A 15,816-nucleotide genomic window follows, 5' to 3' on the forward strand; every position below is an offset into this window, starting at 1 on the left:
CGGTGCCCGAGACAGAAGACGAGCGCACCCCCGTTCTAGTTAATGACAGGCATACATTCGTGACTTTCTCCGAACTCAATATCGACCAGGACATGGTCGACTCCCTCGCAGACAAGGGAATCCTCGAACCGTTCCCCATTCAAACCCAGACCATTCCCCTGGCGCTGTCCGGCCAGGACATCATCGGGCAGGCCAAAACCGGAACCGGCAAGACCTTCGGGTTCGGGCTTCCGGTCATCCAACGGCTGGGACTGAACCCGGAATCGGGCGTTCAGGCGCTCATCGTGGTGCCCACTCGCGAGCTGTGCGTTCAGGTCTCTGAAGACCTGGAACTCGCCGCCCGCAACCGAGAGACAAAGATCGTCTCCATTTACGGCGGCAAGGCCTACGAAGGTCAGATCGAGCAGCTCAAGGCCGGCGCACAGATCGTCGTCGGAACACCGGGTCGCCTGCTCGACCTCGCCAACCAGCGCCTGCTCAGCTTCGCCAACGTGCGGGAGATGGTACTCGACGAGGCCGACAAGATGCTCGACCTCGGTTTTCTCTCCGACATCGAGAAGCTCTTCGCGCAGACGCCGCCCGACCGCCACACGATGTTGTTCTCGGCCACGATGCCCGGACCGATCGTGGCGCTCGCTCGCCGATTCATGAACCGCCCGATCCACATCCGCGCGAGCGATCCCGATGAGGGCCTCATGCAGGCGAACATCGAACACCTCGTCTACCGTGCGCACAGCATGGACAAGGACGAGGTCATCGGTCGCATTCTCATGTCAGAGGGCCGCGGCAAGACCGTCATCTTCACCCGCACGAAGCGGGCGGCGGCGAAGCTCGTCGAAGAACTCGGCGACCGCGGTTTCAATGCCACCGCCGTGCACGGCGACCTGAACCAGGAACAGCGCGAGCGCGCGATGGCGTCGTTCAAGGCGGGCAAGAAAGACATCCTCATCGCGACGGATGTTGCCGCTCGCGGTATCGACGTCGAAGATGTCACGCATGTCATCAACCACACGATCCCGGAAGATGAAAAGGCGTACCTGCACCGCGTGGGCCGCACCGGTCGTGCGGGCAAGACCGGCATCGCCGTCACGTTCGTGGACTGGGACGACATGCATAAGTGGTCGCTCATCAATAAGGCCCTCGACTTCGGCCAGCCGGAGCCGATGGAGACGTACTCCTCGTCACCCCACCTCTACACCGACCTGAACATCCCGGCCGGGTCGAAGGGCCGTCTGCGCGCCACTCCGGTGAAGGACGTCGCCGCCGGTGCATCCGCAGGCCGTGGAGGCCGCGGCGAATCCACTCGATCCGGCGCTGCCCGCTCCGGATCCCGGTCGGGTTCGGGTCGCACCGACGCCGGTCGTGGCGATTCGGGCCGTGGCGATGCCGCCCGCGGCGGCGCTCCCCGCACCGACAGTGCCCCCGCGAAGGACGGCGCCGACCGCTCCGCACGCAGCCGGTCGCGCACGCGCGTCAGCTCAACGACCAACCCGAACGCCCCGGCCGCGACGCCCGCGGCGGGCACCCATGACGGTGGAGGCGCCGAACACCACGACGGCAACAACGCACCGCTGCGCCGCAGCCGCACCCGTCGTCGTTCACCCCAGTCCGACGGCACCGTCTAAGGGTCCACCGCAGCCGCATCGCACGTCACCGACGCCGCTCTCGTCTCGCCCGCACGGGCGGCGGGGCGGCGTTGGCGTGTCCGGCCCCCGTCAAGCGTAGCGGGGCGCGGAACCACGACCCTGATCGATGATGCGCTCGAGCACCTCGGGCGTCGTCGTGTTCTCGCCGAGCCGGTTGGGTTTGCCGGTCCCGTGGTAGTCGCTCGACCCGGTGATGAAGAGGCCGTACTTCTCGGCGAGTACGGCCAGGTGCGCGGTCGCCCCCGGACGATTCTCCCGATGTCCCAATTCGAGACCGAACAGTCCGGCCCGCGCGAGCCTGGCGAGGCGGGCCTCCGGGATGACATCCGCGGCGCCTCTCGTCGCGGGGTGCGCAATCACGGGCACTCCCCCGGCGGCGCGCACGAGCTCGACCGCGCGCAGCGGGTCAGGCGCATAGTGCGGCTGGTAGTACCCGGACTTCCAGTGCAGGATCCCCGCGAAGGCGTCGCTGCGCGTGAGGGCGTGGCCGCGAGCCACGAGCGCATCCGCGATATGCGGTCGACCCACTGTGGCGTCGCGGGTGGTTTGTGCGAGAACATCGTCCCAGGTGATGGCGTAGTCGAAGGCGATGCGCTGCACCATCTGCTCGGCCCGCGTCAGTCGAGCGGCGCGGATCCGCGTAATCTCCGTGACGATGCCGACATCCGTCGGGTCGAAGAGGTAGGCGAGCAGGTGCACGCTGGAGTAGTCGACCCGGGTGCTGAATTCCATGCCCGGGATCAGGGTGATCTGCTCGGCGCGCGCCGCGGCGGTCGCGGCGTCCCACCCGGCGGTCGAATCGTGGTCCGTCAGGGCGACCGTGCCGATGCCGGCCTCTGCGGCGGCATGCATGAGTTCGGCGGGGGTTTCTGTGCCGTCCGACACACTCGAATGCGTGTGCAAATCGATGGGACCTCGAAACGGACGAGCTACTGGCATGACCCCATGTTAGTTGGCGGCATGCGGGGCCCCGGTTGTGGGACCTCGACCGGGGCGGCCGGGCACTCTGTCAGGATGCGCGATTAACATGGCCTCACCTATGTTGACGCGCATCGTACGTTTCCTGATCGTGGCCGCCGTGGCCGCGGTCCTGCTCGTTTTCGTGTGGCCGCAGGCCTTCGGGCTGCAGAACACATGGGTGATCGCACACGCCGTGTCGCTGCGCGGCCTTGCGGTGGTGGCGGCGGGGATCCTGGTTCTCGTTCTGCTCGTGCTGGCTCGATTCCGGCCCTGGCGGCGCACCATGACCGTCTTCATCGTGCTCACCCTGCTCTTCGGTGTGGCCAACGTCGGGATCCTGACGTCGCGGGGTCTCGGCACGGAGTCCGCCGCGCAGGCAGCGCCGGCGTCGGAGTCCGTGACCGTGCTCAGCTGGAACACGCTGGGCGACGCCCCGGGCGCCGCGACCATCGCGCGCCTCGCCCTCGAGCAGGAGGCCAACGTCATCACCCTGCCGGAGACGACGAAGGAGGCCGGCATCGCCGTCGCCGAGGCCATGCGTGACGGCGGACGGCCGATGTGGGTGCACACGCTCGCCTTCGACCAGATCTCCAAGGCGCGCTCCACAACGCTGCTGATCAGCCCCGATCTGGGCGACTATACCGTGACGAATGAGGCGGGTTCCGGCCCTCCCGGCAATACGAACGTGCTCCCCACCGTGGTGGCCACCCCCAGCGACGGCACCGGACCCACGATCGTGGCCGTGCACGCCGTGGCACCGATCGAATTCGAGATGTCCAACTGGCGGTCTGATCTGGACTGGCTCGCCGAGCAGTGCCAGAACGACAACATCATCATGGCCGGCGACTTCAACGCCACGATTGATCACATGAGCGGACGGGGATCGGACAACGGCGCCGTGCTCGGAGACTGCCACGACGCGGCTTTGTCCGCCGGGTCGGGGGCCGTCGGTACCTGGACGACGAAGATCCCCGCGCTCCTCGGCAGCCCCATCGATCACATACTGGCCAGCTCGAATTGGACCGTCACGGACATGAGCGTGATCACGTCCCTCGATTCCGCGGGAAGCGATCACCGGCCTATTGTCGCGACGGTCACCAGCCCGTAGGCCGCGCCATTCCCGTGCGGCGGTCAGGCGACAGTGCGAGAATGGCGTATGGCCGATACCACCGCAACCGCGATCACCCCGCCCACCCGCTCGAACGAGAACCGGTCCACGACACCGGGCTCCGAGGGCTTCAAAGCATTCATCTCCTCCGGCTGGGCCGAACGAACCGAAGTTCTTCCCCCAGCCCGCGAGCAGGCCGCCTATGCCGCCGCTCGCCGTGACCGTCTCTCGGCGCAGTACCCCGGACAGCGCCTGATCATTCCGGCCGGTCGCCTCAAGCAGCGCTCCAACGACACCGACTACGCGTTCCGAGCGCACTCGGGCTTTGCGCACCTCACCGGTTGGGGCAGCGACTCCGAGCCCGGTGCGGTACTGGTGCTGGAGCCGAACGGGGCAACGGGGCACGATGCCACCGTCTACTTCCGTGAGCGCGCGGGTCGCGACTCCGACGAGTTCTACGCCAACCCGGACATCGGCGAATTCTGGATCGGCCCGCGCCCGTCCATCGCACAGGTCTCCAGCGACCTGGCCGTCACCGTCCGCGGCATCGCCGATCTGGCGGGCATCCTCGCGATAATCGACAGCGAAACCGTGGTGGTTCGCGAGGCCGACCCGACCCTCACCCTCGAAGTGGATGAAGGCCGACTGCGCTATGCGGCCGAACGCGTCCTCGGTGTCAACGCCAGCGACAGCGCCTTCAGCATCGAAGTGAATGGGCTGCACGAGGTTGACGACGACTTCGCCCGCGCCGTCTCTGAGCTCCGTCTGGTGAAGGACGCCTGGGAAATCAACCAGATGCGCCTCGCCGTCGACGCGACCGCGCGCGGCTTCGACGACGTGGTGCGCGATCTGCAGAGCTCGAGCACGCATTCCCGTGGCGAACGTCTCGTCGAGGGCGTGTTCAACACCCGCGCACGCAGCGACGGCAATGCCGTCGGCTACGACACGATCGCGGCATCCGGCCCGCACGCCTGCATCTTGCACTGGACCCGCAACGACGGACCCGTCACCCCGGGCGACGTCATGCTGCTGGACGCGGGCGTCGAGCTCGACAGCTACTACACCGCTGATATCACGCGCACGCTGCCGGTGAACGGAACCTTCAGCGAGGTGCAGCGCCTCGTCTACGAGACCGTGCGCGAGGCAGCGGATGCCGCATTCGCCGTCGCCGTCCCCGGCGCCATCTTCCGCGACGTGCATGCCGCCGCCATGGCGGTCATCGCCCGCCGCACCGCGGAGTGGGGCATGCTGCCCGTCACGGCCGAGGAGGCGCTCCTGCCGGACAACGGTCATCACCGCCGGTACATGGTGCACGGCACGAGCCACCACCTCGGTCTCGACGTGCACGACTGCGCCAAGGCGCGCCGCGACATGTACATGGACGGCGTGCTCGAGCCCGGCATGGTCTTCACCATCGAACCCGGACTCTACTTCCAGCCCGATGACCTCACCGTGCCGGCGGAGTTCCGCGGAATCGGCGTGCGGATCGAAGACGACATCCTGATGACGGAGAACGGCGCGGAGAATCTGTCGGCGGCCATCCCGCGTTCCGCGGACGCCGTGGAGGCCTGGATCCGGGGACTTCGCGCGTAACCGCCACCACCGCTACCGAATGGGATGGCCGCTACGGTAGCCGGCGTAGCGGCCACCGAAATCGGGCGCGGAGTTACTCGGCCGGCGGGCCGAGCGGCGGGTCGGAGGGGTGCGCCGCGGGCGGAACAACGCTCTCTCCCTGGCCGTTCAGCAGGTTGCGAGCCCGGTTCAGCCGTTCCGCGCCCACGATGACCTGATAGTTTCCGGCAATGACCTGCATGGTCGAGGTGAAGTCCCGGCGACGACGATTGACCGCGTAGCTCACCAGAGCGAACAGCATGCCGAAACCCGAACCGATCAGCAGCGCCGCCGCCACGAAGGCCAGGCTCGATCCCGTGGGCGAGAAGATGAAGAAGAGAAGCCCGAAGAAAATCCCCAGCCACGCGCCGGTTGCCGCTCCCCCGAGGGCGACACGGCCGTAGGTGAGTTTCCCCGTGACCCGTTCCACGCTCTTCAGGTCGTTGCCGACAATGGCGAGCTCCTTCACGGGAAAGTCGAGCTTGGCCAGCGTGTCGACCGCGCCCTGCGCCTCGGCGTAGGTCCCATAGGTGGCCAGGACCTCGCCGGTGGGCAGCGCCGGCGGAAGGAGTTTGCCGCCGCGCCCGAAGGGACTCTGATTGCTCATGCCGTCATTCTTCCACGGTCCGGCCGCACATGTCAGAGCGCTGACCAGCTCTTTGATCTGTTCGTCGGCCTCGTCAACTCGCGCATTGTGTTGTATTATGCGCACTGCCAAGGAAGTCAGCATGAATATCGTGGGTGGTCCGCCGGCAGTCTGGCGGGGGCGTGGGATTTGGGAGTCCAATGGGCAGGTTCATGTACAGTTCGCCGGCAACGGCGGTCGAGTTCGATGATCGTGTGCTGGCGCACCTGAAAATTGTCATCACGGCGAAGCTCCGGCGAGGCGAGAGCTTCACCTTCACTTGGACCAACACGCCGGAGTCGGGCGGCGGTCGCAATTCCGTCTGGCTGAACCCGTCCGTTCCGCTGCAGTTTGAGTTCTACGGCAGCAAGGATCCGCACCTGAATCGAAACTGGTTGGAAGTGCTTGCCCGGCTCACCAACACTCCCACGGGCCTGCAAATCGTGCCCGAACCGCCCGAAACACCCGAAACACCCGAAACGACGGGTATCCCCGAGCCTGCCGCGGCCGACCCGGTCCAAAAAACGGCGGGCAAATCACACGCGACACAGGGAACGAAGCTCCACGACGGGCGATAGAGTACCCGTCTCTGGTGCACACAAGTCCCCTCAAATAGGCGCATCGGGGTTTGCAGCGGGTGATCAGCCGCACAGAGACTACATTTGTACTGTGAGTGCCACCAGAGTTTTTGCTGCCCGTTTGGCCGGGTGCACCGTCTTCGACCCCGCGGGAGACCGTGTCGGCAAGGTGCGCGATGTTCTCGTGGTCTATCGAAAAAGTCATCCGCCCCGCGTCGTCGGTCTGATCGTCGAGATTCCCGGCAAGCGCCGCGTGTTCGTGTCCATCGGTCGGGTCTCCAGTATCGGCTCCGGCCAGGTCATCACCACGGGCCTCATCAACGTGCGTCGCTTCGAGCAGCGCGGCGGTGAGGTCCGGGTGATTGCCGAGCTCCTCGGGCGCAAGGTGACGTTCAATGACGGCAGCGGCGAAGCCACCATCGAAGACGTGGCGATTCGGGAAGGCACCGAATCCGAGTGGGAAATCAGCCAGCTTTTCGTGCGCCGACCCAAGACGAGCGCGTCCCTCTTCGCCAAGGGCATCACGACGTTCACGACGTGGGCGGAGGTGCACGAGAAAGTCACTCTCGGCCAGGCGCAGTCCGCCGAGCAACTGATCGCGACATACTCGGAACTCAAACCTGCTGACCTCGCCAATACGTTGCTCGACCTGCCCCGGGAGCGGATGTTCGAGGTGGCCGGTGAACTGCCCGACAACCGTCTCGCGGACGCGCTCGGGGAGATGCCCGAAAGCGACCAGGTCAGCATCCTCACGAGGCTCGGTGACGCGCGCGCCGCCGACGTGCTCGACCAGATGGAGCCCGACGACGCCGCGGACCTCATCGCCCAACTCCCCGAGGAACGCGGCGAGCAGCTGCTCGACCTGATGGAACCCGAAGAGGCCGACGACGTTCGTCTTCTGCTCAGCTACGCTCCGGACACGGCCGGCGGGCTGATGACCACCGAGCCTGTCATCGTCTCCGCCGACGCCACCGTGGCCGAGGGACTGGCACGGGTGCGCCGCCACGACCTCGCACCCGCCCTCGGCGCCGCGATCTGCGTCACCCTGCCGCCCTACGAGGCACCCACCGGCCGCTTCCTCGGCATGGTGCATTTCCAACGGATGCTGCGCTACCCGCCCCACGAGCGACTCGGCACCCTGCTCGACCAGGGGCTCGATCCCGTTCGGGCCGACACCTCCGCGGCAGAGGTGTCCCGCATCCTCGCCAGCTACGACCTCGTGTCCGTGCCGGTCGTCGATGACAACCACCGCCTGGTGGGAGTCGTCACCATCGACGACGTACTCGACTACCTGCTGCCGGACGATTGGCGCAGTCAGGACAGCGACGACGACATCGGGCGACGTGCCGCCGCCCGCAACGACCTGAAGACGGGCAGCATTCCGCTGCCCGGGACACGGAGAAGCGCACATGGCGAGAGCTAGCCGGTCCGACCTCCGACTCGATGCGCCGAAGGGGCTGCGCACGACGCCGCTCGTCGGCCGGTACCGCGGTGCTCCGCGCAGCGACCGGTTCGGACGGTTCACCGAGGCCATCGCCCGAGGCATGGGCACTCCATGGTTTCTGCTCGGCCTCACGGTTTTCGCCGTGGCATGGATTGCGTGGAACACGCTCGCGCCGGCGGCGTGGAGATTCGACTCCATCTCGCTCGGTTTCATTGCGCTGACCCTCGTGCTGTCGATGCAGGCATCGTATGCCGCCCCGATGATCCTGCTCGCGCAGAACCGCCAGGATGACCGCGATCGGGTGCAGTTCGAACAGGATCGTCAACGGGCCGAACGCAACCTGGCCGATACCGAGTACCTGGCCCGCGAGGTCGTTGCCCTGCGCATCGCCCTGAAAGACCTCGTGTCGAAGGACTTCATCAAGAGCGAGTTGCGGGCGCTCGTCGAGACCCTCGAGGAACGACACCCCGACACTGACGCCGAGCCCGACGACACCCCGCCGCGCACGCCCCGCGGACGCCGCGCTCTTGACTGACGCGCTCCCCACGGCCGACCGGGTGCTCGGCGCACTGGCCGGAGTGACCGACCCCGAAATCCGCAAGCCCATCACCGAACTCGACATGGTGTCCGGTGTCACCGTGGCGGACGACGGCCACGTGACCGTGGGCATCCTGCTCACGATCGCCGGCTGCCCGGCCGCGCAGCGGATCGAGAGCGACGTTCGTGCGGCGGCGGAATCCGTTGCCGGCGCCGGCAACGCGAGCATCGAGGTCGGCATCATGACGCGCGAGCAGCGCGAGGCGCTCACCGAGAAGCTCCGCGGCGGCAAGGCGGCCCGTGTCTTCCAGTTCGGCCCGGAGTCGCTCACCAGGGTGTACGCGATCACCAGCGGCAAGGGCGGTGTCGGCAAGTCGACGATCACGGCGAACCTCGCCGTGTCCCTGGCGCGACAGGGGCTACGGGTGGGCATCGTCGACGCCGACGTGCATGGCTTCTCGATTCCTGGTCTGCTCGGGCTGGTGCACGACGGTCTCGCCGTGAAACCCACCCAGGTCGGCGACATGATCCTGCCGCCGATCAGTCACGACGTGAAGGTCATCTCGATCGGCATGTTCATTGACGACGCCTCGGCGGCCGTCGCGTGGCGCGGGCCCATGCTGCACCGCACGATCAACCAGTTCCTCACCGACGTGTATTTCGGCGACCTGGACATTCTGCTGCTCGATCTTCCGCCGGGTACGGGCGACGTGGCGATCACCGTGGGCCAGCTTCTCCCCCACGCCGAGGTCATCGTGGTGACCACCCCGCAGCCCGCCGCGTCCGACGTGGCCGAGCGCAGCGGCATCGTCGCCCGCCAGACCGGGCAGACGGTCTACGGCGTCATCGAGAATATGAGCGGCCTCACCCAGCCTGACGGCACGGTGCTCGAGCTTTTCGGCTCGGGCGGCGGCGCCGACGTGGCCGGGAGGCTCTCAACGGGGCAGGACACTCCCGTGCCGCTTCTGGCGCTGGTTCCGCTGAGCGTCGCCCTGCGCGGCGGCGGCGACGACGGGGTCCCCGTGGTCATCGCCCACCCCGATGACCCCGCCGCGGTGGCCATCACCGCCGTCGCCACGCGCCTCGCCACCCGCGGTCGCGGTCTCTCCGGTCGCAGCCTCGGCATCACTCCGCTGTAGCCACCATGGCCGGTGGAGCGGCCGCGGCAGTCGACTTAGACTGACGCTATGTCGCACTCGTCCCTCGGCAGGCCCGTTATCGCCGCCCTCGACCGCCAGATCTCCTCGTCCCGTCGCCGCACCGCCGCGGTGCTGGCCCCGTTCACCGGAACGGTGCTGCACGAGCTTCCGGTGAGCGAACACAGCGACGTGACGGATGCCTACACCCGCGCCCGCCAGGCACAGCTGTCCTGGGCCAAGGCCGGGTTCACCGCCCGGCGCCGCGTGCTTCTGCGCGCGCACGACCTGCTCCTGCACCGCCGGGAACTGTTGCTCGATGCCCTGCAGACCGAGACCGGAAAGACCCGCGGCCAGGCGTTCGAAGAGATCTTCCAAGCCGCGAGCGTCACCCGGTACAACGCCCTGTGCGCCGGGCGGGTGCTGCGTGGCGAGCGTCGCCGTTCCGGAATTCCCCTGGTGGTCAGCACGCGGGTACGGTACCGGCCGAAGGGCGTCGCGGGAATCATCACCCCGTGGAACTACCCGCTGGCCCTCGCCGCGATGGATGTGGTCCCCGCCCTCGCCGCCGGCTGCGGAGTCGTGCAGAAGGCCGACAACCAGGGCGCGCTGAGCATTCTCGCCCTGCGGGCCGCGTTCATTGACGCGGGAGTCCCCGCCGACCTCTGGGCCGTCGTGACAGGCGACGGTCCACAGATCGGCGGCGCGGTGATCGAGCACGCAGACTACGTGTGCTTCACCGGGTCAACGGAGACCGGCATCCGGGTTGCCCGTCAGGCCGCCGACCGGGTGACGGGCGTTTCGCTCGAACTCGGCGGCAAGAATGCCCTGCTCGTTCTCGACGACGTCGACGCGATCCAGGCCGCCGACGATGCGGTGTACGCCTGCTTCTCCTCACTCGGCCAGCTGTGCGTCTCGATTGAACGCATCTACGTGCACCGGGCCGTGTCCGGGCCGTTCCTGCGTGAATTCGTGGCCGCCACCCGGCGCCTCTCCCTCGGGGCCGGCTTCGACTACAGCGCGGATGTCGGCTCCCTCGCCACGCAGGCGCAGCTTGACCGGGTCACCCGGCACGTGGACGACGCGGTCGCCCACGGTGCAACCGTTCTCGCCGGCGGCCTGGCCCGTCCCGACCTGGGACCGTACTTCTACGAACCAACGGTACTCACCGGCGTCACCCCCGACATGTTGTGTTTCGCTGCGGAAACGTTCGGACCGGTCGTCACAGTCTCCATCGTGCACACCGAGCGGGAGGCGATCGAGGCGGCGAATCGGAGCGAATTCGGGCTGAACGCCTCCGTCTTCTCCGGTTCACGCCGCCGCGGCCTGCGCGTCGCCGCCGCCCTCGATGCCGGGAGCGTGAATGTGAACGAGGGATACCGCGGCTCGTTCTCCTCCGTTGACGCGCCCATGGGCGGAGTGAAACGCTCGGGCCTCGGCCGCCGCAACGGCCCGGAAGGCCTCCGGCGCTTCGTGGATGCCGTCACCATCTCTGGGGCCAACGGGCTGCTGCAGCTTCCCCGCTCAGGGCACGAATTCCGAACGCTCGCCGGCCCGCTCCTGTTGCTCGCGCGGGTGCTGAAAGGCCTCAGGCTGCGCTGATCATTTCTCGTCCGGGTCGGGGACGAGCCGGGCGGCGATGTCCGGCACCGGGTTCATCTCCTCGCGCGGGGGCCGATCGTAGTCGACGGCCTTGGGGCGGCTGGGAATGTGGATCTTCGGTGGGTCGGTGCGCTCGAACGGAACGAGCGAGAGCAGATGGCTCATGACGTTGAGCCGGGACGCCCGTTTGTCCTCGCTCTCCACCACCCACCAGTGCGCCTCGGGGATGTCGGTGTGCACGAACATGTCGTCCTTGGCCTTGGAGTAGTCGACCCACTTGGTGATGGAGAGCACATCGGTTTCCGACAGTTTCCACCGGCGCATCGGGTCCTTCTGCCGGGAACGGAAGCGACGCTCCTGCTCCCGGTCGGACACGGAGAACCAGTACTTCACGACCAGGATGCCGTCTTCGACGAGCATCCGCTCAAAAATGGGTGCCTGGTGCAGAAAGCGGTGGTATTCATCATTCGTGCAGTAGCCCATCACGCGCTCGACACCGGCGCGGTTGTACCAGGACCGGTCCATGAGCACGATCTCGCCTGCTGCCGGCAGGTGTTCGATGTAGCGCTGAAAGTACCATTGGCCGCGCTCACGGTCGTTGGGCATCGGGAGCGCCATGATCCGCACAATGCGTGGGTTGAGATACTCCGTGATCCGTTTGATCGCCGAGCCCTTGCCTGCCGCATCCCGTCCCTCGAAGATCACCACGATCCGGGCGCCGGATGCCTTGACCCACTGCTGCATGGTGACCAGTTCGGCCTGGAGGCGGCGGAGCTCGCGCTCATAGGCGGCCCTGGGCACCCGAACCGGTTTCGGTGTTTTGGTCGACATCGGTCCCTACCTTTCTGTCACGCGACGCGTGAGATCGTGCGGTTCGTACTGTGGCAACCACGCGAGAAGACCCGGGAGCCACCATTGAACGGTACCGCTGACGAACATGGCACCGGCGACTCCCCCGGCCGAGAGCACCACGGATTCGCTCCAGCCCGGCAGGCCGAGCAACGTCGCCGCCGCCAGCCACCCGGCGCCCCCCGCCGCGGATGCCTGCAGCAGCCACGACACGACCGCCACAGCGCGCGTCAGCGCGACCCGGGGGCCCGCGGCATGCCAGCCGGCCTGCCAGCCCCAGTTCACGATGAGCGAGACCAGCGCGATGCTCACGGCGACCAGCAGCGCCCCGGGCTCTGTCGTGAGAGTCGCGATCCATCCGCCGAGCACCGGGGAAACGAGCGGAATGATCAGCAGCACGAGCAGCCCGGCCACACCGAGGGCGGTGTCCCGCAGCAGATAGCCGTTGGACTGCGGCAGGGTGCCCACCCGCGCGGCCACGTTGACGAAGGCGCCGCAGCCGGCCAGTACCAGCACGACGGCGGCAGAAGTGTCGATCATGCCGGGGTAGGCCAGCAGCCCGGCGGCGACGTACACGCTGCCGCCACCGAGGCCGACGACAGCCCAGAAGATCGCGAGGTGACGCTGCCGCCGCACCTCGCTGACGCGGTCCGTTCCGGCAGCGGCGTCCAGCCCGTGCACAATGTCAATGATCGTCGCCCACTGCGTGAACGCACGCACGCTGCGGTATGCGGCCAGGGCGGCGCAGAGCAGTGCCAGGATCAGCAGCACGATCGAGACCCCCGGGGCGCCGCCGAAGGCACCGGGGGGTCCGGCGGCGCTGGAGGAAACGGCGAGGGCTGCTCCGAGAACGGCCGCGACGGCGAGCGCTCTCGGCAGGTCGAGAACGACCGGAGCCAGCACACCGGCGGGCCGTAGCAGCCAGTTGACGACGTGCATCCACACCGGGCTGCCCCACCGCGTCAGTGCCCGGGAGGCGGCGCGCACCGCGCGCGAGGCGACGGCCACGCGGTACCCCGGCTCGAGGTTACCGAGCGAATCGGCTCCGCGGGACAGGTCCGCCCTAATTTCGTCCGGGGTGCGCACGTGGCCGGGGCTGCTGACGCCCACCGGCGCCCAGTCCTGGTGCACCTCCGCCTGGAGGAGAATTTCGTCCTGCACGAACAACACCGAATCGTCATCACCGCTGTCGTCGGGCGGCAGCGGCGCGTCGACGGGTAGGGAACGCAGAAAGCGCGCAACTCCGGCTCCGGCATCCAATCGCCCCCACCACCAGTCGTTCAGCCGCCATTCGGCACTCAGAAAACCGGAGAGGTTCAGCAGCCGGCCCCCGTTGAGCTTGGAGACCGGTCGCAGCACGGTGTCGCTCAGCAGCGAGTCGATGACCTCCGCCTGCAGCTGACTGGCCGGGAGTGCGAGTGCCACCCGCAGCCCCTCCCGCAATTGAGCGCGCAGCAGGGCGATGAAAGCCCGGTGATGTGCCGGACGCTCGTCGGCGGAGACGCTCCAGAAGTCCAGGGCATCCAGGGGCTCGCGGATCCCCCGGGCGGCCGTGAACGCGCATGTGTCCAGGGCCCGGAGGCCCCTTCGCTGCGACAGACCCCGCCACGGCGATTGCGCCCACAGGGGGCTGGAGGCGATCAACGGGTCCCCTTCAGGTATCTGTTGCAGCACGGGCACTATCCGGTCGAGCAGCGCCCACCCGGGCGATACCGGCCCCGGCCGCAGCCACTCGGCCCGCACGACCTCGGCAATGCGGTCCGCTCCCTCCGTGGCCGGAAGTCCGTTGACGGCGGCGACCACGCGGACGAGTACCCGGTCTCGTTCCTGTTCGGCCCGATCGAGCAACTCGTACACCGCGACGCGCACGTCGCCGAGCGTCGGAAAACCGTCCCCGTCGAGCGCGATACCCGTGTGCGCGACCTGTTCGAACCGTGCCCGCTCGAGGGCCTGGATCCAGGACAGCAGGTTGAGTGCCGCCTGATGCAGCGCCTCCGGCCCGGAGCACACCGGGGTGTCGCGGAGCTGCTGCTCGCTGCCCTGGGCCGCGAGCTCGTCGTAGCGCGCCAGCATGTCCGCTTCGAGGGCGGTCAACTGCCGCAGTTCGAGGGCCGTGACAACGGCGCGGGTCGGGAGGTCGGTGCCGAGCTGCCAGACCGCGGGGTCGAGGAGTACCCGCATCAGCAGGTCCAGATCGGTGGAGGCGCGGTACCGAACCCAGGTGCGTAGAGCGGCATCCGTGCCCACACGAGTCAGGTCCGCGACCAGCACGGCCAGGGCCTGGTCGCGTCCTTGCTCGAGGATCAGCTCCCGTCGAAAATCGTCGAGCGTCTCCACCTTGGCGTCGCCGGATTCCCGCCCGAAGCTGATGGAGAGCGCGCCCCCGATGACGTTGAGCGGCAGGGAGATCCGGTCGGTGCGTGGCGGTATATCGGTATAGGCGAGCTCGGATGACGGCAACATTCCGTCGTACGGCTCCGGAACGTGCGGTCGAACCGACAGGGGGCCTTCCGGGTTGAGATAGATCAGCGCGCGCCGGGAATGCACCGTTGACGGCATATTCCGAATCGCCCGGTAGGCGCGGTCGATCGGGATGTTGTCGGTGAGGCCGCCGTCGATAATGCGAAACGGCACGTCGGGGCCGGTGCGGTGGGCGTGAAAAGCGAAGCTCATGTCGATGCGACCGTGCGGGGGTGGCGTCGCGCCGGTGGCGACCGAGACGACCAATGCCGGTTCGAACCCGCCGGGAATGCACGACGTCGACCGTGCAGCGTAGGCAAGACGGGCGAGGTTCTCCTCGCGCCCCGGCGATCCGAACGGCGGGATCGCACGCCCGTGTTCCTTCAGCTCGGCGTCCAACTCGGCAGCGGGGCTTTCGTCGGGCTTGTCGGGATGAGCCGCTCCCACGAAACGAAAGTGTCCGCGTCCCTCCCTGGTACCCCGGTCGGGCCCGTCTTCCCGGTCCAGGATCGTCGCCGACAGGTCGACCACGAGCCGGTCGGCGCGATGAGCTGCGCTGCCGGCGGTCAGGTCCGGGTCGTAGTACGCGGTCAGGGCGTCGTTCATCGCGCGCGCGAAGTACTCGTCACCCCGCAGCGGCGCCAGGATCGGACGCAGCCCCGCCCGCTGCAGCAGTCGCCAGATGGCGGCACCGGCGACCCAGGTGTGCAGCATCTCGTCCGGAGCCGCGCCGGTGCGCTGCGCGGCCGCGTACGTGACGGCGTTCAGCCCGCCGGCGCTGGCTCCGGCGAGCACATCCACTTCCACCCGGTCAAAGCCACGATCGACGAGCAGGCGCGCGTAACGGCCGGCACGTGCGAGCACATGGGCGTCGAGCACGTGATCGGCTGTCGCGGCGCCGGGGTCGGCGACGAGCATGTAGGCGGCAACGCCGCTCGACCCGCGCACAAGTCGCAGGCGGCGCAGGATGTCCAGCTCAGCGACGGTGCCGCCGATCCACACGGCCAGGCTCACCCCGCCGCGCATGGCGAGTGCGAGGCGCAAGGTGCGGTCAAAGGGACGTGGCCGGGACTCGTCGAAGACCGCGGGCACGAACGGATACGGCGGATCGCTCGGCCGAAGCCGCAACTGCACCGCGAATCCTGCCGGATGCTTCATCTGCAGCCCGATTCTCTGGAGTGCTCACGTGACTGGCAGCCTAGCGTGACGGGCCGCCGCCGCGGGTGCGTCCTGCTGCCCCGCACCGGTCTCAATGTCGGT

Annotated in this window: 12 protein-coding genes; 8 read left to right on the forward strand and 4 right to left on the reverse strand. The window is 67.9% G+C overall.

The features are described 5' to 3' along the window. Positions 1-59 precede the first annotated feature (59 nt). Positions 60-1,625 carry a DEAD/DEAH box helicase gene (locus AC1MB9_RS10835; protein WP_479961962.1) on the forward strand — a complete coding sequence of 522 codons (1,566 nt, stop codon included), beginning with the start codon at positions 60-62 and terminating at the stop codon, positions 1,623-1,625. 90 nt (positions 1,626-1,715) lie between these two features. On the opposite strand, the gene AC1MB9_RS10840 is transcribed toward AC1MB9_RS10835, so the two are convergent. After that, positions 1,716-2,585 carry a PHP domain-containing protein gene (locus tag AC1MB9_RS10840; RefSeq protein WP_479961963.1) on the reverse strand — a complete coding sequence of 290 codons (870 nt, stop codon included), beginning with the start codon at positions 2,583-2,585 and terminating at the stop codon, positions 1,716-1,718. Positions 2,586-2,685: 100 nt separating this feature from the next. Between AC1MB9_RS10840 and AC1MB9_RS10845 the strand changes: the two genes are divergently transcribed. Continuing rightward, the gene (locus AC1MB9_RS10845; protein ID WP_479961964.1) at positions 2,686-3,714 is read left to right on the forward strand and encodes an endonuclease/exonuclease/phosphatase family protein; all 1,029 of its coding nucleotides are present in this window, start codon (positions 2,686-2,688) and stop codon (positions 3,712-3,714) included. Between the two features lie 48 nt (positions 3,715-3,762). Then, positions 3,763-5,307 carry an aminopeptidase P family protein gene (locus AC1MB9_RS10850; RefSeq protein ID WP_479961965.1) on the forward strand — a complete coding sequence of 515 codons (1,545 nt, stop codon included), beginning with the start codon at positions 3,763-3,765 and terminating at the stop codon, positions 5,305-5,307. Positions 5,308-5,380: 73 nt separating this feature from the next. On the opposite strand, the gene AC1MB9_RS10855 is transcribed toward AC1MB9_RS10850, so the two are convergent. Continuing rightward, complete coding sequence (locus AC1MB9_RS10855) at positions 5,381-5,932, reverse strand: YflT domain-containing protein (protein ID WP_479961966.1); 552 nt, start codon at positions 5,930-5,932, stop codon at positions 5,381-5,383. A 191-nt stretch (positions 5,933-6,123) separates the two neighbouring features. Here AC1MB9_RS10855 and AC1MB9_RS10860 point away from each other — a divergent pair, with 191 nt between their 5' ends. The 5 genes from AC1MB9_RS10860 to AC1MB9_RS10880 all read left to right on the forward strand — a co-directional run bounded on the left by AC1MB9_RS10860 (position 6,124) and on the right by AC1MB9_RS10880 (position 11,247). Further along, positions 6,124-6,528, forward strand: coding sequence for a DUF7882 family protein (locus AC1MB9_RS10860; RefSeq protein WP_479961967.1), 405 nt, complete (start codon positions 6,124-6,126; stop codon positions 6,526-6,528). A gap of 91 nt (positions 6,529-6,619) precedes the next feature. Beyond that, positions 6,620-7,951, forward strand: coding sequence for a magnesium transporter MgtE N-terminal domain-containing protein (locus AC1MB9_RS10865; protein WP_479961968.1), 1,332 nt, complete (start codon positions 6,620-6,622; stop codon positions 7,949-7,951). Continuing rightward, positions 7,938-8,507, forward strand: a complete 570-nt coding sequence (locus tag AC1MB9_RS10870; protein ID WP_479961969.1) for a DUF1003 domain-containing protein — start codon at positions 7,938-7,940, stop codon at positions 8,505-8,507. The genes AC1MB9_RS10865 and AC1MB9_RS10870 overlap by 14 nt, the downstream gene beginning before the upstream one ends. Beyond that, a complete protein-coding gene (locus AC1MB9_RS10875; protein ID WP_479961970.1) occupies positions 8,500-9,648 on the forward strand; it encodes a P-loop NTPase in 1,149 nt (382 codons plus the stop codon). The genes AC1MB9_RS10870 and AC1MB9_RS10875 overlap by 8 nt, the downstream gene beginning before the upstream one ends. A 48-nt stretch (positions 9,649-9,696) precedes the next feature. Then, positions 9,697-11,247, forward strand: a complete 1,551-nt coding sequence (locus AC1MB9_RS10880) for a succinic semialdehyde dehydrogenase (RefSeq protein WP_479961971.1) — start codon at positions 9,697-9,699, stop codon at positions 11,245-11,247. Here AC1MB9_RS10880 and ppk2 read toward each other — a convergent pair whose 3' ends face one another. After that, the gene (ppk2, locus tag AC1MB9_RS10885) at positions 11,248-12,078 is read right to left on the reverse strand and encodes a polyphosphate kinase 2 (RefSeq protein ID WP_479961972.1); all 831 of its coding nucleotides are present in this window, start codon (positions 12,076-12,078) and stop codon (positions 11,248-11,250) included. It lies immediately after the preceding gene. 6 nt (positions 12,079-12,084) lie between these two features. Continuing rightward, positions 12,085-15,714, reverse strand: a complete 3,630-nt coding sequence (locus AC1MB9_RS10890; RefSeq protein ID WP_479961973.1) for a DUF3376 domain-containing protein — start codon at positions 15,712-15,714, stop codon at positions 12,085-12,087. Between the last annotated feature and the right edge of the window lie 102 nt (positions 15,715-15,816).

Source organism: Cryobacterium sp. AP27, assembly GCF_056680495.1.